Source organism: Streptomyces sp. RK9, assembly GCF_045070545.1.
GTDB classification, from domain to species: domain Bacteria; phylum Actinomycetota; class Actinomycetes; order Streptomycetales; family Streptomycetaceae; genus Streptomyces; species Streptomyces alboflavus.
Window position 1 is genome coordinate 2,682,875 of the sequence record NZ_CP173704.1, and the last position, 19,611, is coordinate 2,702,485.

At 71.8% G+C, this 19,611-nt stretch carries 17 protein-coding genes; 5 read left to right on the forward strand and 12 right to left on the reverse strand.

The genetic code is table 11. The features are described 5' to 3' along the window. Positions 1-50: 50 nt before the first annotated feature. Both AB6L24_RS32230 and AB6L24_RS32235 read right to left on the reverse strand, forming a co-directional pair. Complete coding sequence (locus tag AB6L24_RS32230; protein ID WP_405661171.1) at positions 51-1,247, reverse strand: ATP-binding cassette domain-containing protein; 1,197 nt, start codon at positions 1,245-1,247, stop codon at positions 51-53. A gap of 107 nt (positions 1,248-1,354) precedes the next feature. Next, positions 1,355-2,218 carry a hypothetical protein gene (locus tag AB6L24_RS32235; protein WP_405661173.1) on the reverse strand — a complete coding sequence of 288 codons (864 nt, stop codon included), beginning with the start codon at positions 2,216-2,218 and terminating at the stop codon, positions 1,355-1,357. 283 nt (positions 2,219-2,501) lie between these two features. Here AB6L24_RS32235 and AB6L24_RS32240 point away from each other — a divergent pair, with 283 nt between their 5' ends. Then, positions 2,502-3,368 carry a hypothetical protein gene (locus tag AB6L24_RS32240; protein WP_405661175.1) on the forward strand — a complete coding sequence of 289 codons (867 nt, stop codon included), beginning with the start codon at positions 2,502-2,504 and terminating at the stop codon, positions 3,366-3,368. Between the two features lie 10 nt (positions 3,369-3,378). Here the strand turns inward: AB6L24_RS32240 and AB6L24_RS32245 are convergent, their stop codons facing one another. The 5 genes from AB6L24_RS32245 to mce form a co-directional block, all read right to left on the reverse strand. Further along, entirely contained in the window at positions 3,379-4,149 is a 771-nt protein-coding gene (locus AB6L24_RS32245; protein ID WP_030361233.1) for an ABC transporter permease subunit, read from the reverse strand. 3 nt (positions 4,150-4,152) lie between these two features. Next, positions 4,153-5,160 carry an ABC transporter ATP-binding protein gene (locus AB6L24_RS32250; protein ID WP_405661177.1) on the reverse strand — a complete coding sequence of 336 codons (1,008 nt, stop codon included), beginning with the start codon at positions 5,158-5,160 and terminating at the stop codon, positions 4,153-4,155. An 89-nt stretch (positions 5,161-5,249) separates the two neighbouring features. Beyond that, positions 5,250-6,185, reverse strand: coding sequence for a cellulose-binding protein (locus AB6L24_RS32255; protein ID WP_030361235.1), 936 nt, complete (start codon positions 6,183-6,185; stop codon positions 5,250-5,252). 183 nt (positions 6,186-6,368) lie between these two features. Further along, the gene (gene scy / locus AB6L24_RS32260) at positions 6,369-10,253 is read right to left on the reverse strand and encodes a polarized growth protein Scy (RefSeq protein ID WP_405661179.1); all 3,885 of its coding nucleotides are present in this window, start codon (positions 10,251-10,253) and stop codon (positions 6,369-6,371) included. 247 nt (positions 10,254-10,500) lie between these two features. Next, positions 10,501-10,941 carry a methylmalonyl-CoA epimerase gene (gene mce, locus AB6L24_RS32265; protein ID WP_030361237.1) on the reverse strand — a complete coding sequence of 147 codons (441 nt, stop codon included), beginning with the start codon at positions 10,939-10,941 and terminating at the stop codon, positions 10,501-10,503. 147 nt (positions 10,942-11,088) lie between these two features. On the opposite strand from mce, the gene AB6L24_RS32270 reads away from it, so the two are divergent. Beyond that, positions 11,089-12,291 carry an acetyl-CoA C-acetyltransferase gene (locus AB6L24_RS32270; RefSeq protein ID WP_380847780.1) on the forward strand — a complete coding sequence of 401 codons (1,203 nt, stop codon included), beginning with the start codon at positions 11,089-11,091 and terminating at the stop codon, positions 12,289-12,291. A gap of 98 nt (positions 12,292-12,389) precedes the next feature. After that, positions 12,390-13,346, forward strand: coding sequence for a methylmalonyl Co-A mutase-associated GTPase MeaB (gene meaB / locus AB6L24_RS32275; RefSeq protein ID WP_385712246.1), 957 nt, complete (start codon positions 12,390-12,392; stop codon positions 13,344-13,346). 115 nt (positions 13,347-13,461) lie between these two features. Here meaB and AB6L24_RS32280 read toward each other — a convergent pair whose 3' ends face one another. After that, positions 13,462-14,262, reverse strand: coding sequence for a PepSY domain-containing protein (locus AB6L24_RS32280; protein WP_405661183.1), 801 nt, complete (start codon positions 14,260-14,262; stop codon positions 13,462-13,464). Between the two features lie 134 nt (positions 14,263-14,396). Here AB6L24_RS32280 and AB6L24_RS32285 point away from each other — a divergent pair, with 134 nt between their 5' ends. Together AB6L24_RS32285 and AB6L24_RS32290 are read left to right on the forward strand one after the other, a co-directional pair. Further along, the gene (locus tag AB6L24_RS32285) at positions 14,397-15,077 is read left to right on the forward strand and encodes a response regulator transcription factor (protein WP_405661185.1); all 681 of its coding nucleotides are present in this window, start codon (positions 14,397-14,399) and stop codon (positions 15,075-15,077) included. After that, positions 15,074-16,651: a sensor histidine kinase gene (locus AB6L24_RS32290; RefSeq protein ID WP_405661187.1), complete on the forward strand. Its 1,578-nt coding sequence runs from the start codon at positions 15,074-15,076 to the stop codon at positions 16,649-16,651. The genes AB6L24_RS32285 and AB6L24_RS32290 overlap by 4 nt, the downstream gene beginning before the upstream one ends. A gap of 129 nt (positions 16,652-16,780) precedes the next feature. Here the strand turns inward: AB6L24_RS32290 and AB6L24_RS32295 are convergent, their stop codons facing one another. The 4 genes from AB6L24_RS32295 to AB6L24_RS32310 form a co-directional block, all read right to left on the reverse strand. Continuing rightward, a complete protein-coding gene (locus AB6L24_RS32295; RefSeq protein WP_030361243.1) occupies positions 16,781-17,257 on the reverse strand; it encodes a MarR family winged helix-turn-helix transcriptional regulator in 477 nt (158 codons plus the stop codon). 117 nt (positions 17,258-17,374) lie between these two features. Continuing rightward, positions 17,375-18,193: an AIM24 family protein gene (locus AB6L24_RS32300; RefSeq protein WP_405661189.1), complete on the reverse strand. Its 819-nt coding sequence runs from the start codon at positions 18,191-18,193 to the stop codon at positions 17,375-17,377. Then, a complete protein-coding gene (locus AB6L24_RS32305; RefSeq protein ID WP_405661192.1) occupies positions 18,190-18,840 on the reverse strand; it encodes an AIM24 family protein in 651 nt (216 codons plus the stop codon). Before AB6L24_RS32305 ends, AB6L24_RS32300 begins: the two co-directional genes overlap by 4 nt. A gap of 1 nt (position 18,841) precedes the next feature. Beyond that, the gene (locus tag AB6L24_RS32310) at positions 18,842-19,480 is read right to left on the reverse strand and encodes an AIM24 family protein (protein WP_405661194.1); all 639 of its coding nucleotides are present in this window, start codon (positions 19,478-19,480) and stop codon (positions 18,842-18,844) included. Positions 19,481-19,611 lie beyond the last annotated feature (131 nt).

Here is a 19,611-nt window from a genome sequence, read left to right on the forward strand (position 1 = left end):
CTGCGGCTGCTGGGGCTGCGCCTGCGGCTGCTGCGGAGTCGGAGGCGTGGTCATCGGGATTCCTCGTTGTCGGTGGCGCTCTTGGTCATGTCGGGCGCGGCGGAGGGGGCCGCGGCCGGGGCCTGGGGGGCCGCGGCGTACGGGTTCGCGTCGGGGGCGGGCGGCGCGGCGGGCGCGCCCTGCGGCATCGCGAAGGGCTGGCCGCCCTGCTGGGGCGGCGGCGGGGCGTACCAGCCGGGCTGGCCCTGGCCGGGCACCGGCAGCTGGGGCTGCTGCGGCTGCGCCATGGCGCCGGGCGGGAGCTGCTGCTGCAGGCCCGCGCGCTGGTCGACGGTGGAGCGGTAGTCGACGGCGCCCTGCGTCATGCGCATGTACGCCTCTTCCAGCGAGGCCTGGTGCGGCGAGAGCTCCCACAGGCGGACGTCCGCGCCGTGCGCGAGGTCGCTGATGCGGGGCAGCGGCAGGCCGGTGACGCGCAGCGCGCCGTCCTGCTCGGGCAGCACCTGGCCGCCGGCCTCGGTGAGCGCGGCGGTGAGCTTCTCGCGCTGCTGCGGGTCGGTGTCGGGGGTGCGCACCCGGGCGAAGTCGGCGGAGTTCGTCGAGATGAAGTCCCTGACGCTCATGTCCGCGAGCAGCTGGCCGCGGCCGATGACGATCAGGTGCTCGGCGGTCAGCGCCATCTCGCTCATGAGGTGCGAGGAGACGAAGACGGTACGTCCCTCCGCGGCGAGCGACTTCATCAGGTTGCGCACCCAGAGGATGCCCTCGGGGTCGAGGCCGTTGACCGGCTCGTCGAAGAGCAGCACCTGCGGGTCGCCGAGCAGCGCTGCGGCGATGCCGAGGCGCTGGCCCATGCCGAGCGAGAAGCCCTTGGAGCGCTTCCTGGCCACCTCCTGGAGGCCGACGACCCCGAGCACCTCGTCCACGCGCCGGGCCGGGATGCCGGAGAGCTGCGCGAGGCACAGCAGGTGGTTGCGGGCGTGCCGGCCGCCGTGCACCGCCTTGGCGTCGAGCAGGGCGCCGACCTGGCGGGGCGCGTTCGGCAGCTTGCGGTACGGGTAGCCGCCGATCGTCACCTGCCCCTGCGAGGGCGCGTCGAGCCCGAGGATCATGCGCATCGTCGTCGACTTGCCGGACCCGTTGGGGCCGAGGAAGCCGGTCACGGTGCCGGGCCGCACCTGGAAGGAAAGGTTGTACACGGCTGTCTTGGCGCCGTAGCGCTTCGTCAGGCCGACTGCCTCGATCATTCTCCGCACCCATCGAATGGTTCAGGACGTCGGGGCACACGCCCCCGTAAGGGTTAGGAGGATATCTGTGGGCTGACGGTTCCAGCCAAGAGCGAGTAAAACTCCGGTCAAGCCGAAGGCAGGTCGTCGTACCGGAGCAGCTCCGCGGACTCGTCGGCGTACGGCAGGAAGTCCGTCTGCGGGAGCACCCAGCCCTCCTCCCCGAAGACGCGGGTGCCCTCCTCGCGCACGGAACGCTCGGCTCCGGCGCGGGCCACCCAGGTCTCGGGGTCCGGCCCGACCAGCTCCCCCAGGCGCGGGGATGCCGTGAGCAGGGCCCGCAGGAGCGTCGCCTGGTCGCCGCCGCCCGGCCGCGGCAGGCCGCCGGTGGGGTCGGTGAGGACGCCGTGCGCGCTGAAGTAGATGTACGCGCCGCCGAGGCGCTCGCCCGACGGCAGTGTCATCGCGAACCGGTCGCCCGGCAGGACCGCCCGCCGGTAGTCCGGGAATTCGGTCTCGTCGACCGCCTTGAGCTGCGCCGAATCCAGCCACGTCAGGACGAGCTCCGTCACCGCCGCGCGTTCCACGTACGGAGTGGCCGCCACGTACCCGGCGGGGCTGATGTGCCCCGAGCAGCCCACGGCGATCCCCTCCACCCGCACCGGCGCCATCGGCACCGCCGCCGGGATGCCGAGGCGGGTGAGCTTGTGCGCGACCTGGCCGGGCGAGGCGTTCGAGCCGACCGCGATGACCGGGTGGCGGTCGCCCGCACTCGCCTGCCCGAGGTCGGTGAGGACGGCGTCGAGCGGCTGTCCCCCCAGCTCCCTGACCTGCCAGTCGCCGATTCGCCGCGGGCGCACGTCGAGCTGGAGCAGCTCGTCGCCGGTGAGCAGGGAAGGGCCGGGGATCTGGCGTCCGGGGTACGTCAGGGGCTGTCTCGCCGGCACGTCGTCCAAGCCGAGCGCTGCGAGGCTTCGGTCCTTTGTCGTCACGGTGACGCCTTTCGGGGTGGTCGCGCGATGCGGAGACGCAGCCTGCCACGCAGGGTCCGGCCGCACCGATGCCTGCCCTCGTCTCCCGCGGTGCGATTGCTCGGGACGTTCGCCGGGAAAGATGCCAGTCCATTCTAGGTTGTCTCTCCAACTGGTCGGAGAACGAGGGGACTTGAGGCCGGTGGTGCTGCGGTCGACTGGATCAGGGCGGGGTCCGCATCCGCGGTACCGCACATCCGTTCGCTGGTGGATCGCCGGTCACTCCGTCCACTCGCTGCTCCTGATGGCGCTGGCGGCGCTCGCGGCGCTCTCCGCCCTGGTCGCGGCGCTGTGGACCCTCGCCGAGAACTCGAAGGAGTCCCTCGCGGACCGCTTCGGCGGCCAGGAGCGGATCCTCGACCTGGCGCTCACGGTCCTGCGCGCCTGCGTCGGCACCGACAACCTCGAACCGCAGCGCGACAACACCGCGCAGCAACTGCTCGCGACCGTCGCCTCGATCACCGGCGCACTCGCCCCCGCGGTCCTCCTCGGCATCGTGCTGATCAAGATGTTCGCGCTGCGGCCCTTCGTCTGGCGGCGGCGCGCGAGCATCTCCCAGGCCAGGACCACGGACTTTCCCGACTACGCGCTGCGCTGTGCGAGCGGCCAGGACGCGGTGATCGCCATCCGCTTCTACAACCGCTTCGACAACCTGTCCGTCGTCGACCTCAGGGCCCGGGCGCACCTGCGCTACCTGGAGCCCTCACCGCACGACGGCAGCCTCGTCATCTACAAGAAGTGGCTGAAGGTCCTGGACGAGAAGGGCGAACCCGCCGACGAGCGCTACTGGCTCGCCGTGGAGCGCGGCGCGCCCTTCACCGTGTGGATACCGATCGAGGCCCCGGTGCCGCGGCTGCCGTTCCGCGAGATCCAGGGCAAGGACCTGTCGCGGTCGAGCGGGGTCAAGCTGCTCGTCCGGCTGAGCGCGCGCACGGTGCGCCTGGGCACGGAGGTCGCGGACGAGCGCTGGTTCGACCTGGAGGCCGGGGACTTCGAGCTGGGCCGCTTCGTACCGCTTGAGCCGGACCTGGACAAGGACGTGTGGCGGTGGGGCGGCTGGTCGCGGTTCGACGACCTGCTGCCGCCGGGGGACGGGCGGGGGGCAGGCTGAGGCGGGCGCGTCAGGCGTCGCGCTTCTTCAGCAGGACGTAGCCGCCGAGCAGGGCCAGGGCCGTCCACGCCACCATGATGCCGAGGCCGCCCCAGGGGCCGTACGGGGTGTCGTCGTCGAAGGGCGACTTGACCTGCATGATCTTGCTGCCGGCCTGGTCGGGCAGGAAGCGTCCGATCTTCTTCGTCGCCGAGACGTTGCCGAGGATGCTGGAGATCAGGAAGAAGAACGGCATCAGGATGCCGAGGGACAGCATCGGGCTGCGCAGCATCGCGGCGACGCCCATCGAGAACATCGCGATCAGCGTCATGTAGAGCCCGCCGCCGATGACCGCCCGCAGCACGCCCGGATCGCCGAGGTGCGCCTTGTACTCGCCGAGCATCGCCTGGCCGAGGAAGAACGCGACGAAGCTGGTGGCGATGCCGACCACGAACGCGAGCAGCGCGGCGACCGCGACCTTGCTGAACAGGAACGTGCCGCGCTGCGGGACCGCCGCGAGCGAGGTGCGGATCATGCCGGTGTTGTACTCGTTGGAGACCACGAGGACACCGAAGACGATCATCGCGAGCTGGCCGAGCGACATCCCGGCGAAGCTGATGTACGTCGGGTCGAAGGTGATCTTGTCCTCGCGGCTGAGGTTGTCGTAGTCGTTCTTCGACAGGATGCTGATCAGCATGCCGAGGGCGATCGTGACGACGACGGCGAGGCCGAGCGTCCAGACGGTCGAGGCCACCGAGCGGATCTTGGTCCACTCCGACCTGAGTACCTGCGTCGCGGCCATGGCTCAGTTCCCCTTCCCCGGCTGCTGCCAGGTGGCGCCCCAGCTCTGGCCCGGGGGAGTCCCGCCGGCCGGCGGCGAACCGGGGTCGGCGGTGGGCGGCTGGTGGTCCGCGTGCGCGTGGTACTCCACCGACTCGGCCGTGAGCTGCATGAACGCTTCCTCCAACGAGGCCTGCTGCGGGCTGAGTTCATGCAGGACGAGCTGGTGCTGCGCGGCCAGCTCGCCCAGCTGCTCGGAGCCGGCGCCGTCCACTTCGAGGGTGCCGTTGCCCGCCTCGACGGCGGTGATGCCCGCCTCGTGCAGCACGTCGAGGAGCCGCTCGCGCTGCGGGGAGCGCAGCCGGACGTAGGAGCGCGAGTTCTGCCGGATGAACTCCGACATGGAGGTGTCGGCGAGCAGCCGTCCCTGACCGATGACGACGAGGTGCTCGGCGGTGAGCGCCATCTCGCTCATCAGGTGCGAGGACACAAAGACCGTGCGGCCCTGGGTGGCGAGGGACTTCATCAGATTGCGGATCCAGTGGATGCCCTCGGGGTCGAGCCCGTTCACCGGCTCGTCGAACATCAGGATCTCGGGGTCGCCGAGCAGCGCGCCCGCGATGCCAAGGCGCTGGCCCATGCCGAGCGAGAAGCCCTTGGCCTTCTTCCTGGCGACCGCGGTCAGGCCGACGGTGTCCAGGACCTCGTGGACCCGGGCGCGCGGGATGCCGTTGGACTGCGCGAGGCACAGCAGGTGGTTGAAGGCGCTGCGGCCGCCGTGCATGGCCTTGGCGTCGAGGAGCGCGCCGATGTACTTCAGCGGGTCCTTCAACTGGGCGTAGTGCTTGCCGTCGATGCGCACGTCGCCCGCGGTCGGGTTGTCGAGCCCCAGCATCATCCGCATCGTCGTCGACTTGCCCGCGCCGTTCGGCCCGAGGAAGCCCGTGACGGTGCCCGGGTGGACGGTGAAGGTGAGGTTGTTGACGGCGACCTTCTCGCCGTACCGCTTGGTGAGACCCTCGAGCTCGATCATGCGCACACGCTAAGACGGGACGGAGCCCCCTGCCACTCGGCGTGGCAGGGGGCTCCGTCGTCGTTCACCCCGTGATGGCGCTCTCCGCGTCAGCGGCTCTGCTGGGCCGGGACCCCCCGCGAGATCGGCTCGTCCTCCGCGGGCGTGCCCGCGGCGGCGACAGCCGCGCCGGTGAGCGTCGCGAGCATCTCGCGGACGTTCGTCAGCTGGGCGTTGATGGAGTCGCGGCGGTTGGTGAGGGCGGCGAGCTCCCGCTCCGACTCGCTGCGGATCCGGTCCGCCTTGGCGTTCGCGTCCGCGACGATGTCCTCGGCCTGACGCTGTGCCGTCTCCACCGTCTGGCGGGCGCGGCGCTCGGCGTCCGTGCGCAGCTTCTCCGCCTCCAGGCGCAGCTGCTCCGCGCGGTGCTCGATCTCCGCGAGGCGCTTCTCGGCCTTGGCCTGACGCGAGGCCAGGTCGCGCTCGGACTGCTCCCGCCGCTTGGCGAGGTTCGTCTCGAAGTCGGCCGCGGCCTGGGCGGCCTTGGCGCGGGTCTCCTCGAAGAGGGCGTCCGCCTCCTCGCGCTTGGACTGCGCGTCCTTCTGCGCCTCGGCGCGCAGCGCGCTCGCCTCGCCCTTGGCCTTCTCGACGATGCGGACGCCCTCGTCCTCGGCCTTGGACTTGCGCTCGGCGGCGAACGACTCGGCGTCGTTGCGCACCTGCTGGGCCGCGGACTCGGCGAGCTCACGGTGCTGCTCGGCGGCGCGCCGCGCCTCCTCGCGCAGGTCCTTCGCCTCCTCCTCGGCGAGGCGGAGGATCTTCTCGACGCGAGCACCGAGCCCGGCGTACGACGGCTCGGCGTCGGCCACCTGAGCCTGGGCGTTCTGCGTCTCGAGGTGGAGTTCCTCGATGCGCTTTTCCAGAGCAGTGATACGGGTGAGAGCGGAGTCTCGGTCGGAGACGAGCTTGGAGATACGTTCGTCCACCTGAGCGCGGTCGTACCCACGCCGCACAAGCTCGAAGCCGTAGGGGGAAGTGTCGCTCATGGGGTTCCTGTCGAATGAGACCGGGTGAGGTGATAGAGGGAATCCTAGGGGGCGTTGCGGCGTGTCATCGAGCGTATGCCCGTTTGATCTGGAGAATGACACCCCTTTTGAGTGGCTAACCGGCAGACTGCTTGCCAGCGACAGTGCCGAAGGTCCTCGCCGAGCACGGAACAGGCTCCGTGGCTAGCCTTCTGACGGCTTGCCACCCGAACGAGTCGCACCCGCAGCGGCCCCCGCCTTGACGCCACCGTCCTTGCCCCCGGTCTGCGGGGCCTCAAAGGATTCCAACGCCTCGAGCACGTCCTGGACACGGGAAATCTCCGCATTGATGTCCGCGCGGCGCCGCACGAGGACCTCAAGCTCCCGCTTGCCCTCGTCGACCACCCGCTCCGCCTCGGTCCGCGCCTCGTCGCGGATCCGCTCGGCCTCGCGCACCAGCTCGGCCTTCTTCGTCCCGGCCTCCTTGAGCAGGCCCTCGGCCTTCTTCACGGCGGCGATACGCACCGAACTGGCCTCCGAATTGGCGTCCGCGACCAGCTCCTTGGCCTTCGCCTCGGCCTCCGCCAGCTGCTCCTCGGCGGCCTTGACCAGCGCGTCGCAGCGCTCGCCCGCCGTCTTCATCGCCTCCGCCGACTCACGCCGGGCGCGCTCGTGCAGCTCCTCGATCTCCGTCGTGATGCGGTCGCGGTGCTCCTCGGAGCGCTCCCTTATCGCGGTCGCGTCCCTGCGGGCACCGACGAGCAGCTCATCGGCGTCCGTACGCGCCTTCTCCACCAGCGAGTTGCCCTCGACGGTGGCCTCGCCGACCAGACGCTCGGCCTCCTTGCGGGCCGCGCCGACCATCGTGTCGGCCTGCGCCTCCGCGTCCGTCGCCGACTTGAGCGCCTTCTCCTGGGCGTCCGCCGTCAGCTTCTCCGCCTCGGCCGCGGCCTCCGTGATGAGCGTGTCGACCTGCTCCGCGGCCTCCGTGCGCCGCTTGTTGGCCTCCTTGCGCGCCTCGTCGAGGGTGCGCTCGGCCTCCTCGCGTGCCCGCGCCGTGACCCGCTCGGCCTCGGCGTCGGCCTCCTCCTTGACGCGTGCGGAGTCACTGCGGATCCGCTCGGCCTGCTGCTGCGCCGAGCCCACGTTCTCCGCGGCCTCCGCGCGCAGCCGCTCGGCGTCGCCCGAGGCGTCCGAGATCAGCTGCTCGGCCTTCGCCACGGACTCGGCCCGCACCCGCTCGGCCTCGGCGGCCGTGTCGGCCTTCAGGCGGTCGGTCTCGGCGATCGTCTCCGCCGTCAGGCGCTCGGCCTCGCTGCGGGCCTCGCCGATCAGGGTGTCGGCCTGGGCCGCCGCGTCGTTGCGGATGCGGTTGGCGTCGTCGCGGGCGTCGGCACGGGTGCGGGCGGCGTCCTGCTCGGCCGTCGCGATGGTGTCCGACGCCTCCGTGCGCACCCGCTGGGCGTGCTCGGACGCGTCCGACCGCATCTGCTCGGACTCCGCGATCGCCTCCGCGACCGTGCGCTCGGCAAGGGCCTTGGCGGCCTCCGCCTCCTGCGCCGCCTCACTGCGCGTACGACTGGCGTCCTCGCCGGCCCGCTCCCGCTCCGCGTACGCGTCGGCGCGGACCCGGTCCGCCTCCTCCTGCGCCTCGCTGCGGGTGCGCTCCGCGGCGTGCTCGGCCGCCGACCGCAGCCCCGCGATCTCCTCCTGGGCCTGCTCCTGCAGCCCCGACACCGAGTCCCGGACCGACTGGGCCTTCTGCTCGGCCGCCGACACCAGCTCCGTGGCCCGCGCCTCGGCCTCCTCGACCAGACGGACCGCCTCGGCCTGGGCCTCCTCCACACGGTTGCGCGCCGACGCGAGCAGCTCCTCGCTCTGCTCGCGGGCCCGCTCCCGCTCCTGGTCGGCCTCCGTGCGCGCCGCGCCCAGGGTCTCCTCGGCCTCGCGGCGGCGCCGGACCGCCTCGTCCTGCGCGGCCGACAGGGCCTCGGCGGCCTCCGCGGCGACCCGCTCGGCGGCCGCGGCGGCCTCCGCGCGCACCCGGTCCGCGGACTCCTGCGCCTCGGTCTTCAGGCGCTCCGCCTCGGCGGCCGCGTCCGAACGCAGCCGCACCGCGACCGACTCGCCCTCGGCGCGCGCCTGCGAGGCGTCCGCCGCGGCCTCCGTGCGCAGCCGCTCGGCCTCCGTCTCCGCCTGCGACTGCAGCGCCCGGATCCGCTCGGCGGCCTCCGTGCGCAGCCGCTCCGTCTCCTCGGCGGCCTCGCGGCGGATCCGCTCGGACTCGGAGCGGGCGTCGCTCAGCGACTGCTCCGCCGCGGCCAGGCGCTCCTCGGCCTCCGTGTGCAGCCGGGTCAGCTCGGTGTCGGCCTCGGCCTTGCGGGCCGCGACCGCGCGCTCGGTCTCCTCGCGCAGCGACTGCGCGGCGGTCTGCGCCTCCGACTTGACCGTCTCGGCCTGCTCGGCGGCCTCCGTGCGGTGCCGCTCGGCCTCCGCGCGGGTGCGCTCCAGGGTCTCCTCGGCCTGCTTGCGCAGGGAGGTGGCACGCTCGATGGCCTCCGTGCGGACCCGCTCGGCCTCGGTGGTCGCGGCCTGCCGGGCCTCCTCCGCGTCGGCCTTGGCCTTGCCGAGCAGCTCCTCGGCGGAGCGCGCCGCCTCCTCGATCTGCTGGACGGCCTCGCGCCGGGCCTCGCCGCGGATCTTCTCGCCCTCGGCGACCGCGTCGGCCCGCAGCTGCTCGGCCTCGCCGCGCAGCCGCCGCGCCTCCTCCTGCAGCTCGACCGTCTTGGCGCGGTACTCCTTGGTGTCGTCCTTCGCCGCGCCCTTCAGCTGCTCGGCGATGTCGTGCGCCTCGCCGCGCAGCCGGTCGGCCTCGGCCTCCGCCTCCGCGCGGACCCGCTCGGCCTCCTCGGCGGCGGCGCGCGTGGTCGCCTTCGCCTCCTCGGACGCCTTGTCCAGGACCTCCTCGGCGGTCCGCGCGGCCTTCGCGATCTCCGACGCCGTCTCCTCGGCGGTGATCGAACGGGCCTTCTCCGCGGCGTCCGCGATCAGCTTCTCGGCCTCGGCGCGGGCGTCCTGGACCTTCTGCTCGGCGGCCTCCTTGGCGGCCTCGGCCTCTTTGGTGGCCTCGCCGACGAGCCGGGCGACCTGCTCCTTGGCCGTACGCGTGCGCTGCTCGCCCGCGGCCTCGGCGGACGCCAGCTGCTTGGCCGCCGCCTCCTTGGCCTCGGCGACGACCTTGTCGGCCTCCGCGCGCGCCTCGCGCAGCGCCGTCTCGGCCTCCGCCATGCGCTGCTCGGCGCTCCGGCTCAGCTCGGCGGTCTTGCGGCGGGCCTGGTCGGACTCGGTGGCGGTGGACGAGCGCAGCGCCTCGGCGTGCTCGGTGGCCTCCTGGGCCTGGGTGGAGGCGGCGTTCAGCAGGCGCTCGGCGTCGGTGCGGGCCCGGCGCAGGAGCGCCTCGGCCTCCGCGCGGGCGCTCTCGGCGTCCGCGGTGAGCCGCTGGCGGGCCTGTTCGGCGACGCGCTCGGCCTCGGCGCGGGCGGCGGCGAGGGCCTGGTCGGCCTCGGCGCGCGACTCGTCGAGGAGGCGGCGGGCCTGCTGCTCGGTGCGGGCGCGCAGCTGCTCCGCCCACGCCACGTTCTCGTTGACGTGCGACTCGACGGTCTGGCGGCGCTCGTTCAGCTCCTGGTCGAGCTGCTGGCGCCGCGATACGGCCTCCGAGTGCAGCTCCGACTGCAGCCGGGCCTGCTGCTCTGCGTGCTCCTGGAGGATGCGCTGCGTCTGGGCGCGGGCGTCGCGCAGCTCGCGCTCGGCGTCGGCGCGCAACTGTTCGGCCTGCACCTGCGCGTTCCGCAGCAGCTGCTCGGCCTGATAGCCGATGTCGGCGCTGTCGTAGGCAGGCCGGGACGCGAGGTTGCGGCGCGCCTCGTGCAGCTTGGCGCGCAACACCTCGACCTGGTAGCCGAGGTCCTCGGCGTGCTGGACGGCCTTCTCCCGCTCGGTCTTCAGCCGGTCCATCTCGGCCTCGAACCGTGAGAGATGGTCGGCCTCAGCCGGTCGTCGGCTGTCCTGGCTCTCGTAGCCCCGCACTGCGCGGTCCCATCCTTCCCCAAGCTCTCGGCTTCGCTCGAGCAGGGGAGACCCCATCCTGGTCTCATGTCCCTGACGTACGAGCCCCGTCCATCCGCCGAACGGGGCCCCCGGGGAATGGTGTCAGATCAACAGTGGAGCTCGGGCTGCTGCCCCGATGCTCGTCCCCCGAAACCCGGACCCCGGCAAGCGACCGCCCAAGATGCGGACGGCCGCCCCCAACCCTACCGGCCCGGATATGTGGGGGTCAGTGCTCCGTCTGTTCGGCGGGTGCGGAAGTGACGAGTTCGGTGAGGACTCCGTGGCAGTCCTTGGGGTGCAGGAAGGTGATCCGGGACCCCATGGAGCCGATGCGCGGCTGGTCGTAGAGCACCCGGACGCCCTTGTCCCTGATGGCCGCGGCGTCACCGTCGACGTCGGCGGTGCCGAAGGCGATGTGGTGCACGCCCTCCCCGTTCTTGGCCAGCCACTTCCCGACGGCGGAGTCCTCCCGGGTGGGCTCCAGGAGCTGGAGGTAGGAGGCGCCGCCGTCCGAGGTCTCGTTGATCTTCAGCATGGCCTCGCGCACGCCCTGCTCTTCGTTGACCTCGGTGTGGAACACCTCGAAACCGTACGTAGCACGATAGAACTCGACGGTCTCGTCGAGGTTCCGGCAGGCGATCCCGATGTGGTCGATTCGCGTCAGCATGCCTCAAGTGCAGCGCCCCCGACCGTGATTACGCAACGTGCGCGCGATCACACCGGCTGCCCGGTGACGTGCGCCGTACCGCTCAGTACATTCGAGTAAACCCTCGTTCACTCTCCTCAGCTCCCCAGCTGGAAGGGGCCGTGCCACATGTCTGGAACGACCGGAACCACCTCAGTGATCGTCGCGGGCGCGCGCACGCCCATGGGGCGTCTGCTCGGCTCGCTCAAGTCCTTCTCCGGCGCGGACCTCGGCGGCTTCGCGATCAAGGCGGCGCTCGACCGGGCGGGCATCGGCGGCGACCAGGTGCAGTACGTGATCATGGGGCAGGTGCTTCAGGCCGGGGCGGGGCAGATCCCGGCGCGCCAGGCCGCCGTCAAGGCGGGCATCCCCATGAACGTCCCCGCGCTCACCGTCAACAAGGTGTGCCTCTCCGGCCTGGACGCCATCGCCCTCGCCGACCAGCTGATCCGCGCCGGTGAGTTCGACATCGTGGTCGCGGGCGGCCAGGAGTCCATGACCAACGCCCCGCACCTGCTCCCCAAGTCCCGCGAGGGCTACAAGTACGGCGCCGTCGAGATGCTCGACGCGATGGCCCACGACGGCCTGACCGACCCCTTCGAGAACATCGCCATGGGCGAGTCCACGGAGAAGCACAACACCCGCCTCGGCATCGCCCGCCCCGAGCAGGACGAGATCGGCGCCCTCTCCCACCAGCGCGCCGCCGCCGCCCAGAAGAACGGCACCTTCGACGCCGAGATCACCCCCGTCGAGGTCCCGCAGCGCAAGGGCGACCCGGTGCTCGTCTCCCGCGACGAGGGCATCCGCGCCGAGACCACCGCCGAGTCGCTCGGCAAGCTGCGCCCCGCCTTCGCCAAGGACGGCACCATCACCGCGGGCACCGCCTCGCAGATCTCCGACGGCGCCGCCGCCGTCGTCGTGATGAGCAAGGCCAAGGCCGAGGAGCTCGGCCTCGCCTGGATCGCGGAGATCGGCGCGCACGGCAATGTCGCGGGCCCCGACAACTCCCTCCAGTCGCAGCCGTCGAACGCCATCCGGCACGCCCTGAAGAAGGAGGGCCTGACCGTCGACGACCTCGACCTCATCGAGATCAACGAGGCCTTCGCCGCCGTCGCGGTCCAGTCAATGAAGGACCTCGGGGTGTCCACGGAAAAGGTGAACGTCAACGGCGGGGCCATTGCCCTCGGTCACCCGATCGGGATGTCCGGCGCCCGGCTCGTGCTGCACCTGGCCCTGGAGCTGAAGCGGCGCGGCGGCGGCGTCGGCGCGGCCGCGCTGTGCGGCGGCGGTGGCCAGGGTGACGCGCTCATCCTGAAGGTGGCCAAGAGCTGAGACGGTCGCCCGGGGCGCGCTTCCCGCTCGCCCCGGCCCCTCCCTCACCCCTCCGCTGACGCTCGACTCGTCCACGTAACGTACGGAACGGAGCCGCAATGCAGGACGTCCCCTCCCTCGTCGCGCAGGCCCGCGAGGGCCGGCCGCGGGCCGTGGCCCGGCTCATCTCGCTGGTCGAGGGGGCGTCGCCGCAGCTGCGCGAGGTGATGGCGGCGCTGGCTCCGCTGGCCGGGCACGCGTACGTCGTCGGGCTCACCGGATCGCCCGGTGTCGGCAAGTCGACGTCCACGTCGGCGCTGGTCAGCGCGTATCGGCGGGCCGGGAAGCGGGTCGGGGTGCTCGCCGTCGACCCGTCGTCGCCGTTCTCCGGCGGCGCGCTGCTCGGCGACCGCGTCCGGATGTCGGAGCACGCGTCCGACCCCGGCGTCTACATCCGCTCCATGGCCACCCGCGGCCACCTCGGCGGGCTCGCCTGGGCCGCCCCCCAGGCCATCCGCGTGCTCGACGCGGCCGGCTGCGACGTGATCCTCGTGGAGACGGTCGGCGTCGGGCAGTCCGAGGTGGAGATCGCCGCGCAGGCCGACACGTCGGTGGTCCTGCTCGCGCCCGGCATGGGCGACGGCATCCAGGCGGCGAAGGCCGGAATCCTGGAGATCGGCGATGTGTACGTCGTCAACAAGGCCGACCGTGACGGCGCGGACGCGACCGCGCGCGAGCTGAACCACATGCTCGGCCTCGGCGAGTCCCGCTCCCCCGGGGACTGGCGTCCCCCCATCGTCAAGACGGTCGCCGCCCGCGGCGAGGGCACCGACGAACTCGTCGAGGCCCTGGAGAAGCACCGGGCGTGGATGGAGGAGCGCGGTGTCCTCGCCTCCCGCCGCGCCACCCGCGCGGCGGGCGAGGTCGAGGCGATCGCCGTCACCGCACTGCGGGAACGCATCGCCGACCTGCACGGCGACGTACGCCTCGGGGCGCTGGCGGAGCGGATCGTGGCGGGCGAGCTGGATCCTTATGCGGCGGCGGATTCCCTGGTGGAGGGGTTGACGTCGGCCTAGGCGGCCCCCGGTCGTGCGCGAAGGGCCCCGGTCGCGGGCAGGGGAAGCCCCCGCCACCGGGGGGCAGTGGCGGGGGCTGGCTCATGGGTGGGGGTGCGGCTCAGACGGGGAGAGGTCAGTCGTCGTAGCGGTCGGCGGTGACCTTGCCGGTCTTGAGGTCCACGTTCCAGTGGGCCTCGGTGCCGTCGGCCGAGGTGGTCTCGACGTCCCAGACGTTCACGCGGGCGCCGTCGTCGTCGACGTCCACGGAGGTCACCTTGCCCTTGTCGGCGGCAGCCTTCGCGGCCTCGCCCGCGGTGACCGAGGAGCCCTTGAGGGCGGCCGCGATCCGCGAGGCCTCCGCGGCGTCGTCCCCGTCGTCGTCCCGCTCGACGTGCGAGCCGAGGACCTTGCCCGTGCCCGGGTCGACCTGGACGCTGTGCCAGGTGCGCCCGTCCTTGCCGAGGACGTCGACGTCCCAGATCAGGCCGCCGTTCTCGTCGTCGAGGTCGACGGAGACGGCAGTGCCGGGCTTCGCCTTCAGCGCGGCGGCGACGGCCTCGGCGGCGTCGACCTTCGCGCCCTTCGCCTCGGCGGCGTTCTCGGCCTTGTCGCCCTGGGCCTCACGGGCGTCCTCACGGGCGTCGTCCGCGTCGTCCCGGTCGTCGTCACGAGCGTCGTCGCGGTCGTCGTCCCGGTCGTCCCGGGCGTCGTCCCGGCGGTCCCGGGCGTCGTCCGCGGCGTCGGCGGCGTCCTCAGCGGCGTCGTCCGCGTCGTCCCGGTCCTCGTTCACCCTGCTGTCGTCGTGCTTCAGCTGAACACTGGACTTGCCGGCCGCCGACGACTCGTCGTCGCCGCCCAGCGCGAAGGCCGTCGCGGTCCCGCCCCCGACGAGCGTGGCGGCGACGACGGTGGCGATGACGATGTTGCGCTTCATGAGGGTTCCTCCCGAGTGGTTGGCCCCGTTGCGGGGCCGTCCGTTCCGACGAGAACCAAGGTGCCTGAACGTTCCTGAAGCCCTCCTGAAGGAGCCTGAAGAACTCTTCAGGTTGGCTCAGGCATCCTGAACGCATGCGCCTGTTGATCGTGGAAGACGAGAAGCGACTTGCCCTCTCCCTGGCCAAGGGCCTGACGGCCGAGGGCTACGCCGTCGACGTCGTCCACGACGGCGTGGACGGTCTGCACCGCGCCACGGAGGGCTCGTACGACCTGCTGATCCTGGACATCATGCTCCCGGGCATGAACGGCTACCGCGTCTGCTCGACCCTGCGCGCCGCCGGACACGACGTACCGATCCTGATGCTGACCGCGAAGGACGGCGAGTACGACGAGGCCGAGGGCCTGGACACCGGCGCCGACGACTACCTGACCAAGCCGTTCTCGTACGTCGTCCTCGTCGCCCGCGTGAAGGCCCTGCTGCGCCGCCGCGCCGCGTCCCCCTCGCCCGTCCACACCCTGGGCGACCTGCGGATCGACACCGCCGCCCGGCGCGTGGTGCGCGGCGCGGGCGAGGACGGGCCCGGCACGGAGATCACCCTCACCGCGAAGGAGTTCGCCGTCCTGGAGCAGCTCCTGGTCAAGGCGGGCCAGGTGGTGTCCAAGGCCGACATCCTGGACCACGTCTGGGACTTCGCGTACGAGGGCGACCCCAACATCGTCGAGGTGTACGTGAGCACGCTGCGCCGCAAGCTCGGCGCCCCGCTGATCAAGACCGTCCGCGGCGCCGGATACCGACTGGAGGCTCCCCGATGAGGCGGCTCTTCGGCTCCGTGCGCGCCCGCGCGACCGTGGGCGCGACCCTCGTCGTGGCGCTCGCCCTGGTCGCCGCGGGCGCCGCCGTGCTCCTTTCGCTGCGCGCGAGCCTCATCGACCAGGCCGACTCGCAGGCCGAGTCGGCGGCCCGCAAGGTGGCGGTGCGGCTCGCGGTGGGCACCGCCTACGACAAGCTGGAGCTGCCCGACGGCGAGGACAACCCCGTCCAGGTCGTGGACGAGAAGGGCCGCCTGGTCGCGGCCAGCGACGACCTGGAGAGTGTGACGGGTACGGGAGTCAGTGCCGTACGGCCCGATCCCGCCGCCCGGACCCCGAAGCCCGGCACCTCGAAGTCCCCGAAGCCGACGGCTTCGCAGAAGCCGAAGCCCACGCCGACGGAGACCGACTCCGACGACGCCGATGACGCTGACGACGGCGACGACTCCGACAGCGAGAGCGAAGCCGCCGAGGACCGCAGGGAGGCCGCGGAGGACGCCGCCGAGGACGCCGCTGAGGACGGCCCCGGCGCCATCTCCGACAGGACCCGTGTCAGCGAGGGCTCGGCGCGGGTGGACGGCGAGACCGCGGACTACCGCTTCGTCGCCGTGCGCGTGGACACCGAGTCGCGGGGCGAGCTGACCATTCACGCCGGTGCCCCCCTGGCCGCCGAACAGAGCGCCGTGAAGACAGCGTTGACCGCGATGCTGATCGGCTTCCCGGTCCTGCTCGCCGTGATCGCGGGCGTGACCTGGCTGGTCACGCGCCGCGCGCTCAGGCCCGTGGACGCGATCCGCGCCGAGATGGCAGCGATCACCGCGTCCGAGGACCTGGCGCGCCGGGTGCCCGAGCCGGACACGCACGACGAGATCGCGCGCCTGGCCCGGACCACCAATGAGACCCTGGCGGCCCTGCAGACCTCGGTGGAGCGCCAGCGCCGTTTCGTCGCCGACGCCTCCCACGAGCTGCGCAGCCCCATCGCCTCGCTGCGCACCCAGCTGGAGGTGGGCGCCGCGCACCCGGACCTCCTCGATGTGCCCGGCGCCGTCGAGGACACCGTGCGCCTCCAGGAGCTGGCCGCCGACCTGCTGCTGCTCGCCCGCCTGGACGCCGGTGAGAAGCCGGGTCAGGGCCGGGTGGATCTGGCGGCCCTGACCCGTGAGGAGCTGTCGCAGCGCACGGGGGACCGGGTGGCTGTGACGACGGAGCTGAAGAGTGTCGAAGTGGCCGGTTCCCGCGGTCAGTTGGCGCGGGTTCTCGGCAACCTCGTGACCAACGCGCAGCGGCACACCCGTTCCCGGGTCGTGGTCACCGCACGGGCCGACGGGGACTGGGCCGTGCTCGAGGTGGCGGACGACGGCGACGGAGTGCCGCCGCAGGAGCGGGAACGGATCTTTGAGCGGTTCGTACGGCTCGACGACGCGCGCAGCCGTGATGAGGGAGGCGCGGGTCTCGGTCTCGCCATCGCCCGCGATGTGGCCGCGCGCCATGGCGGGACGCTCACGGTCGACGGCGCCCCGGGTGGGGGAGCGGTCTTCGTGCTGCGTCTGCCTGTCGCTGAGCCTCGCGGTACGTGAGCGCCCCGAAGGGGCGGGGGGAACTGCGCGACCAGCCACTGGCGGCCCGCAGTGTGACAGTGCTCTTCCAGGGGAGCGCTGGAGCGGCGGGGTTCGCCCGCCCTGCCCCGCTACGGCACAGCGACAGCGTTATGGCTTGCCGCGCAGTCCGCGCAGGTGCTCCGCGATCGGCGTCAGCGCCTTGTGGAGGTCGCCGAGCGCCTCGGGTGAGATCAGGTCGACGAAGTGCTGCCGCACGGAGGCGACATGGTGCGGTGCGACGCGCTTCATGGTGTCCATGCCCTCGTCGGTGAGCACGGTGAAGAGGCCGCGTCGGTCGGACTCGCAGTTCTCCCGGCGGACCAGGCCCGCGTTCTCCATGCGGGTGATCTGGTGGGAGAGCCGGCTCTTGGACTGCAGGGTGGCGGCCGCGAGGTCGCTCATACGCATCCTGTGGTCTTCGGACTCGGAGAGATGTACGAGGATGTCGTAGTCGTTCATGGTGAGGTTGAACGGCTGGAGATCCTTCTCCAGCTGGTACGTCAGCATCCTGTTGACCTCCACGTGGGTGCGCCAGGCGCACTGTTCCTCGTCGGTCAGCCACTGCGGGGCCGTCTCGGTCTCCATGGAATCGATTCTACCTAAGAAGTTGAATGGTGAACGAGTGTCGGGGTGTGACACGCCTCGCACCCCTCGGATTTCGAGGGGTACAGGCGTTCGCCGTCACACTCCGCAGACTACCGCTCACAGGCCGAAGCGACGCTGGAGGTCCCCTAGTTGTCCGGGAAGGCGCGGTCCCTGCGACTGCTGTCCACGTTGGCCATGTTGCCCCCGCTGTCCCGATGAGCCCTGGGCGCCCTGGCCGCCCCCGCCGCCCGGCACCCCGTCCTGGTGCGGCACCGCGCCCGTCGCCGTCTCCGCCATCAGCGCCTCCGAGGACTGCAGCAGCACCGTGCCCGCGCCCACGAACTCGAACTGGTGCTCCTCCCCGGAGGTGCCGCCGATCCCGGTGAGGGCCCGCAGGCCGCCGATCACGCCGGTCATGTACTGGTGGTCGTAGTGATGGCAGGGCGAGGGGCAGTCCGCCCAGCCGACGAGCGCCTGCGGATCCACCCGGATCGGCGGCTCCATGAACACCACGGGACCGCTCGACACCGCCACGAACTTGCCGGTGCCGATCAGGGTCAGGAAACCGGGGACAATGGACTGCTTCAGCGCGAGAGTTGGCTGAAAAGCGAGGAGGTTGCCCGCGCGGATGGTGAGGTTGCCGTCCTCCAGGTCGTACGAGTTCACGTCGAAGGCGCGGTCGGCGAGCAGCATCTTGCCCTCGCCCTCGGCCACCACCCAGTCGCTCGCGTGCAGCGGCGAGTGGAAGGACGTCCGCACGAGGCGGTCCAGGCGGCCGTGACCGATGCCGTTGAAGTCGATGCGCCCGTAGTAGGCGATCATCTTGCCCTTCTGCAGGAACCACTGGCTGCCCGTCAGCTCCACGCAGAAGGTGTACGCGTTGACGTTGTCGTCGCTCGGCAGCGTCATCGGGTCGAAGATCACGGGCGTGCTCACAGCTTCTCCTCCGATGCCTGGACGTACACCACGCCATTGCCGCTGAGCTCCAGCTGGAAGCCCTCGCCCGAGCCGCGGCCCACCATGTCGCGCCAGCTGAGCGCCGTGGACAGCTTGTTGCGCACGTCGCCGTGGTGCGCCACGTACGACTGGGGGTCGACGTGGACCGGGCGCTGGGGGGTGATCGGCAGCTCCACGACGCCGCCGTGCGCCATCACGGCCACCGCGCCGTGGCCCTTCAGGGTCGTGGTGAAAAGGCCCTGGCCCGAGACCTGGCCGCGCACCATGCCGAGGACGCCGCCCTGCGAGCCGAGGAACATCGTGCCCTGCTGGAGGGTGCCGTCGAAGGCGAGCAGGCGGTCCGCCTCCACGTACATCGTGTCGCCGGTCAGGCTGATCACGTGCACATGGTGGCCGCCGTGCCCGAACATGACCGTGCCGCTGCCCTCGACCGTCATCAGCGGGACCGACTCGTCGGCGAGCCTGCGCCCGATCATGGACATCAGGCCGCCCTGCCCGCCGCCCACGTTGGGCGTGAAGGAGACGTCTCCCTTGTAGGCGAGCATGGCGCCGCGCTGGCTGAACATCTTGGTGCCGGGCTGGACGGTCGCCTCGACCATCTTCGCGTTGACCTCACGGAACGGCATGTCACACGTCTCCCGCGATCGTGTTGCGCTCACTGGCCTGGACGTAGACGAGGCCCTCGCCCTCGAAGCGGATCTGGAAGGCCTCGCCGCCGCCCTCTCCCATGAGCGTGCGGAAGGTCACGCCCGACTGGAAGCTCTGCTTGAGATTGCCCTGGTGCGCCACGTACGCCCCCGGGTCCACATGGAGGGGGTACTGCTTCGTGACGCGCAGGATCACCGCCGGGCCGTCCGAGATCAGGGCCGCCTGGCCCGTGCCCTCGACCGTGGTCGTGAAGACGCCGTTGCCCTGCGTCGCGCCGCGCAGGCCCGTGAACGTCGTGCCCGTGCGCAGGCTCGCGTCGGCGCACAGGAGATTGCTCGACTCCACATAGAGCTTCTCGCCCTGGAGCCCGACCAGGCTGATCTCCGTCGCGTGGTCGGCGAACCAGCACGTGCCGTGCCCCTTCACCTCCATCACCGTCATCTGCTCGTTGGTGAGGCGCCGCGTGACCATGCCGCGGATGCCCTCGCCGCCCCCCGTCAGCTTCTTGAAGATCATCGTGCCGTCGTAGGCGACCATCGAGCCGTTCTTTGCCTTGACGGCGTCGCCGGTCATGTCGACGGCGAGCATTCTGCTGCCCTGCAATCGGAACGTAGCCACGAAGGCGAAGGTATCCGCAGCGCGGTCCCCGGCGACAGGGTCACCGACCCTGACCGGACCCCGGAAACTCCCCGAGGAGTCCCTGATGCCACAATGGGGGCGCTTGTGCATCCGTTCACAAGATCGACGCC

Coding starts and splice junctions, on each gene's coding strand:
- AB6L24_RS32230 (WP_405661171.1), bottom strand. CDS start 1,247: ATGATCGAGGCAGTCGGCCTGACGAAGCGCTACGGCGCCAAGACAGCC.
- AB6L24_RS32240 (WP_405661175.1), top strand. CDS start 2,502: ATGGCGCTGGCGGCGCTCGCGGCGCTCTCCGCCCTGGTCGCGGCGCTG.
- AB6L24_RS32245 (WP_030361233.1), bottom strand. CDS start 4,149: ATGGCCGCGACGCAGGTACTCAGGTCGGAGTGGACCAAGATCCGCTCG.
- AB6L24_RS32250 (WP_405661177.1), bottom strand. CDS start 5,160: ATGATCGAGCTCGAGGGTCTCACCAAGCGGTACGGCGAGAAGGTCGCC.
- AB6L24_RS32255 (WP_030361235.1), bottom strand. CDS start 6,185: ATGAGCGACACTTCCCCCTACGGCTTCGAGCTTGTGCGGCGTGGGTAC.
- mce (WP_030361237.1), bottom strand. CDS start 10,941: ATGCTGACGCGAATCGACCACATCGGGATCGCCTGCCGGAACCTCGAC.
- AB6L24_RS32270 (WP_380847780.1), top strand. CDS start 11,089: ATGTCTGGAACGACCGGAACCACCTCAGTGATCGTCGCGGGCGCGCGC.
- meaB (WP_385712246.1), top strand. CDS start 12,390: ATGCAGGACGTCCCCTCCCTCGTCGCGCAGGCCCGCGAGGGCCGGCCG.
- AB6L24_RS32280 (WP_405661183.1), bottom strand. CDS start 14,262: ATGAAGCGCAACATCGTCATCGCCACCGTCGTCGCCGCCACGCTCGTC.
- AB6L24_RS32285 (WP_405661185.1), top strand. CDS start 14,397: ATGCGCCTGTTGATCGTGGAAGACGAGAAGCGACTTGCCCTCTCCCTG.
- AB6L24_RS32290 (WP_405661187.1), top strand. CDS start 15,074: ATGAGGCGGCTCTTCGGCTCCGTGCGCGCCCGCGCGACCGTGGGCGCG.
- AB6L24_RS32295 (WP_030361243.1), bottom strand. CDS start 17,257: ATGGAGACCGAGACGGCCCCGCAGTGGCTGACCGACGAGGAACAGTGC.
- AB6L24_RS32305 (WP_405661192.1), bottom strand. CDS start 18,840: ATGCCGTTCCGTGAGGTCAACGCGAAGATGGTCGAGGCGACCGTCCAG.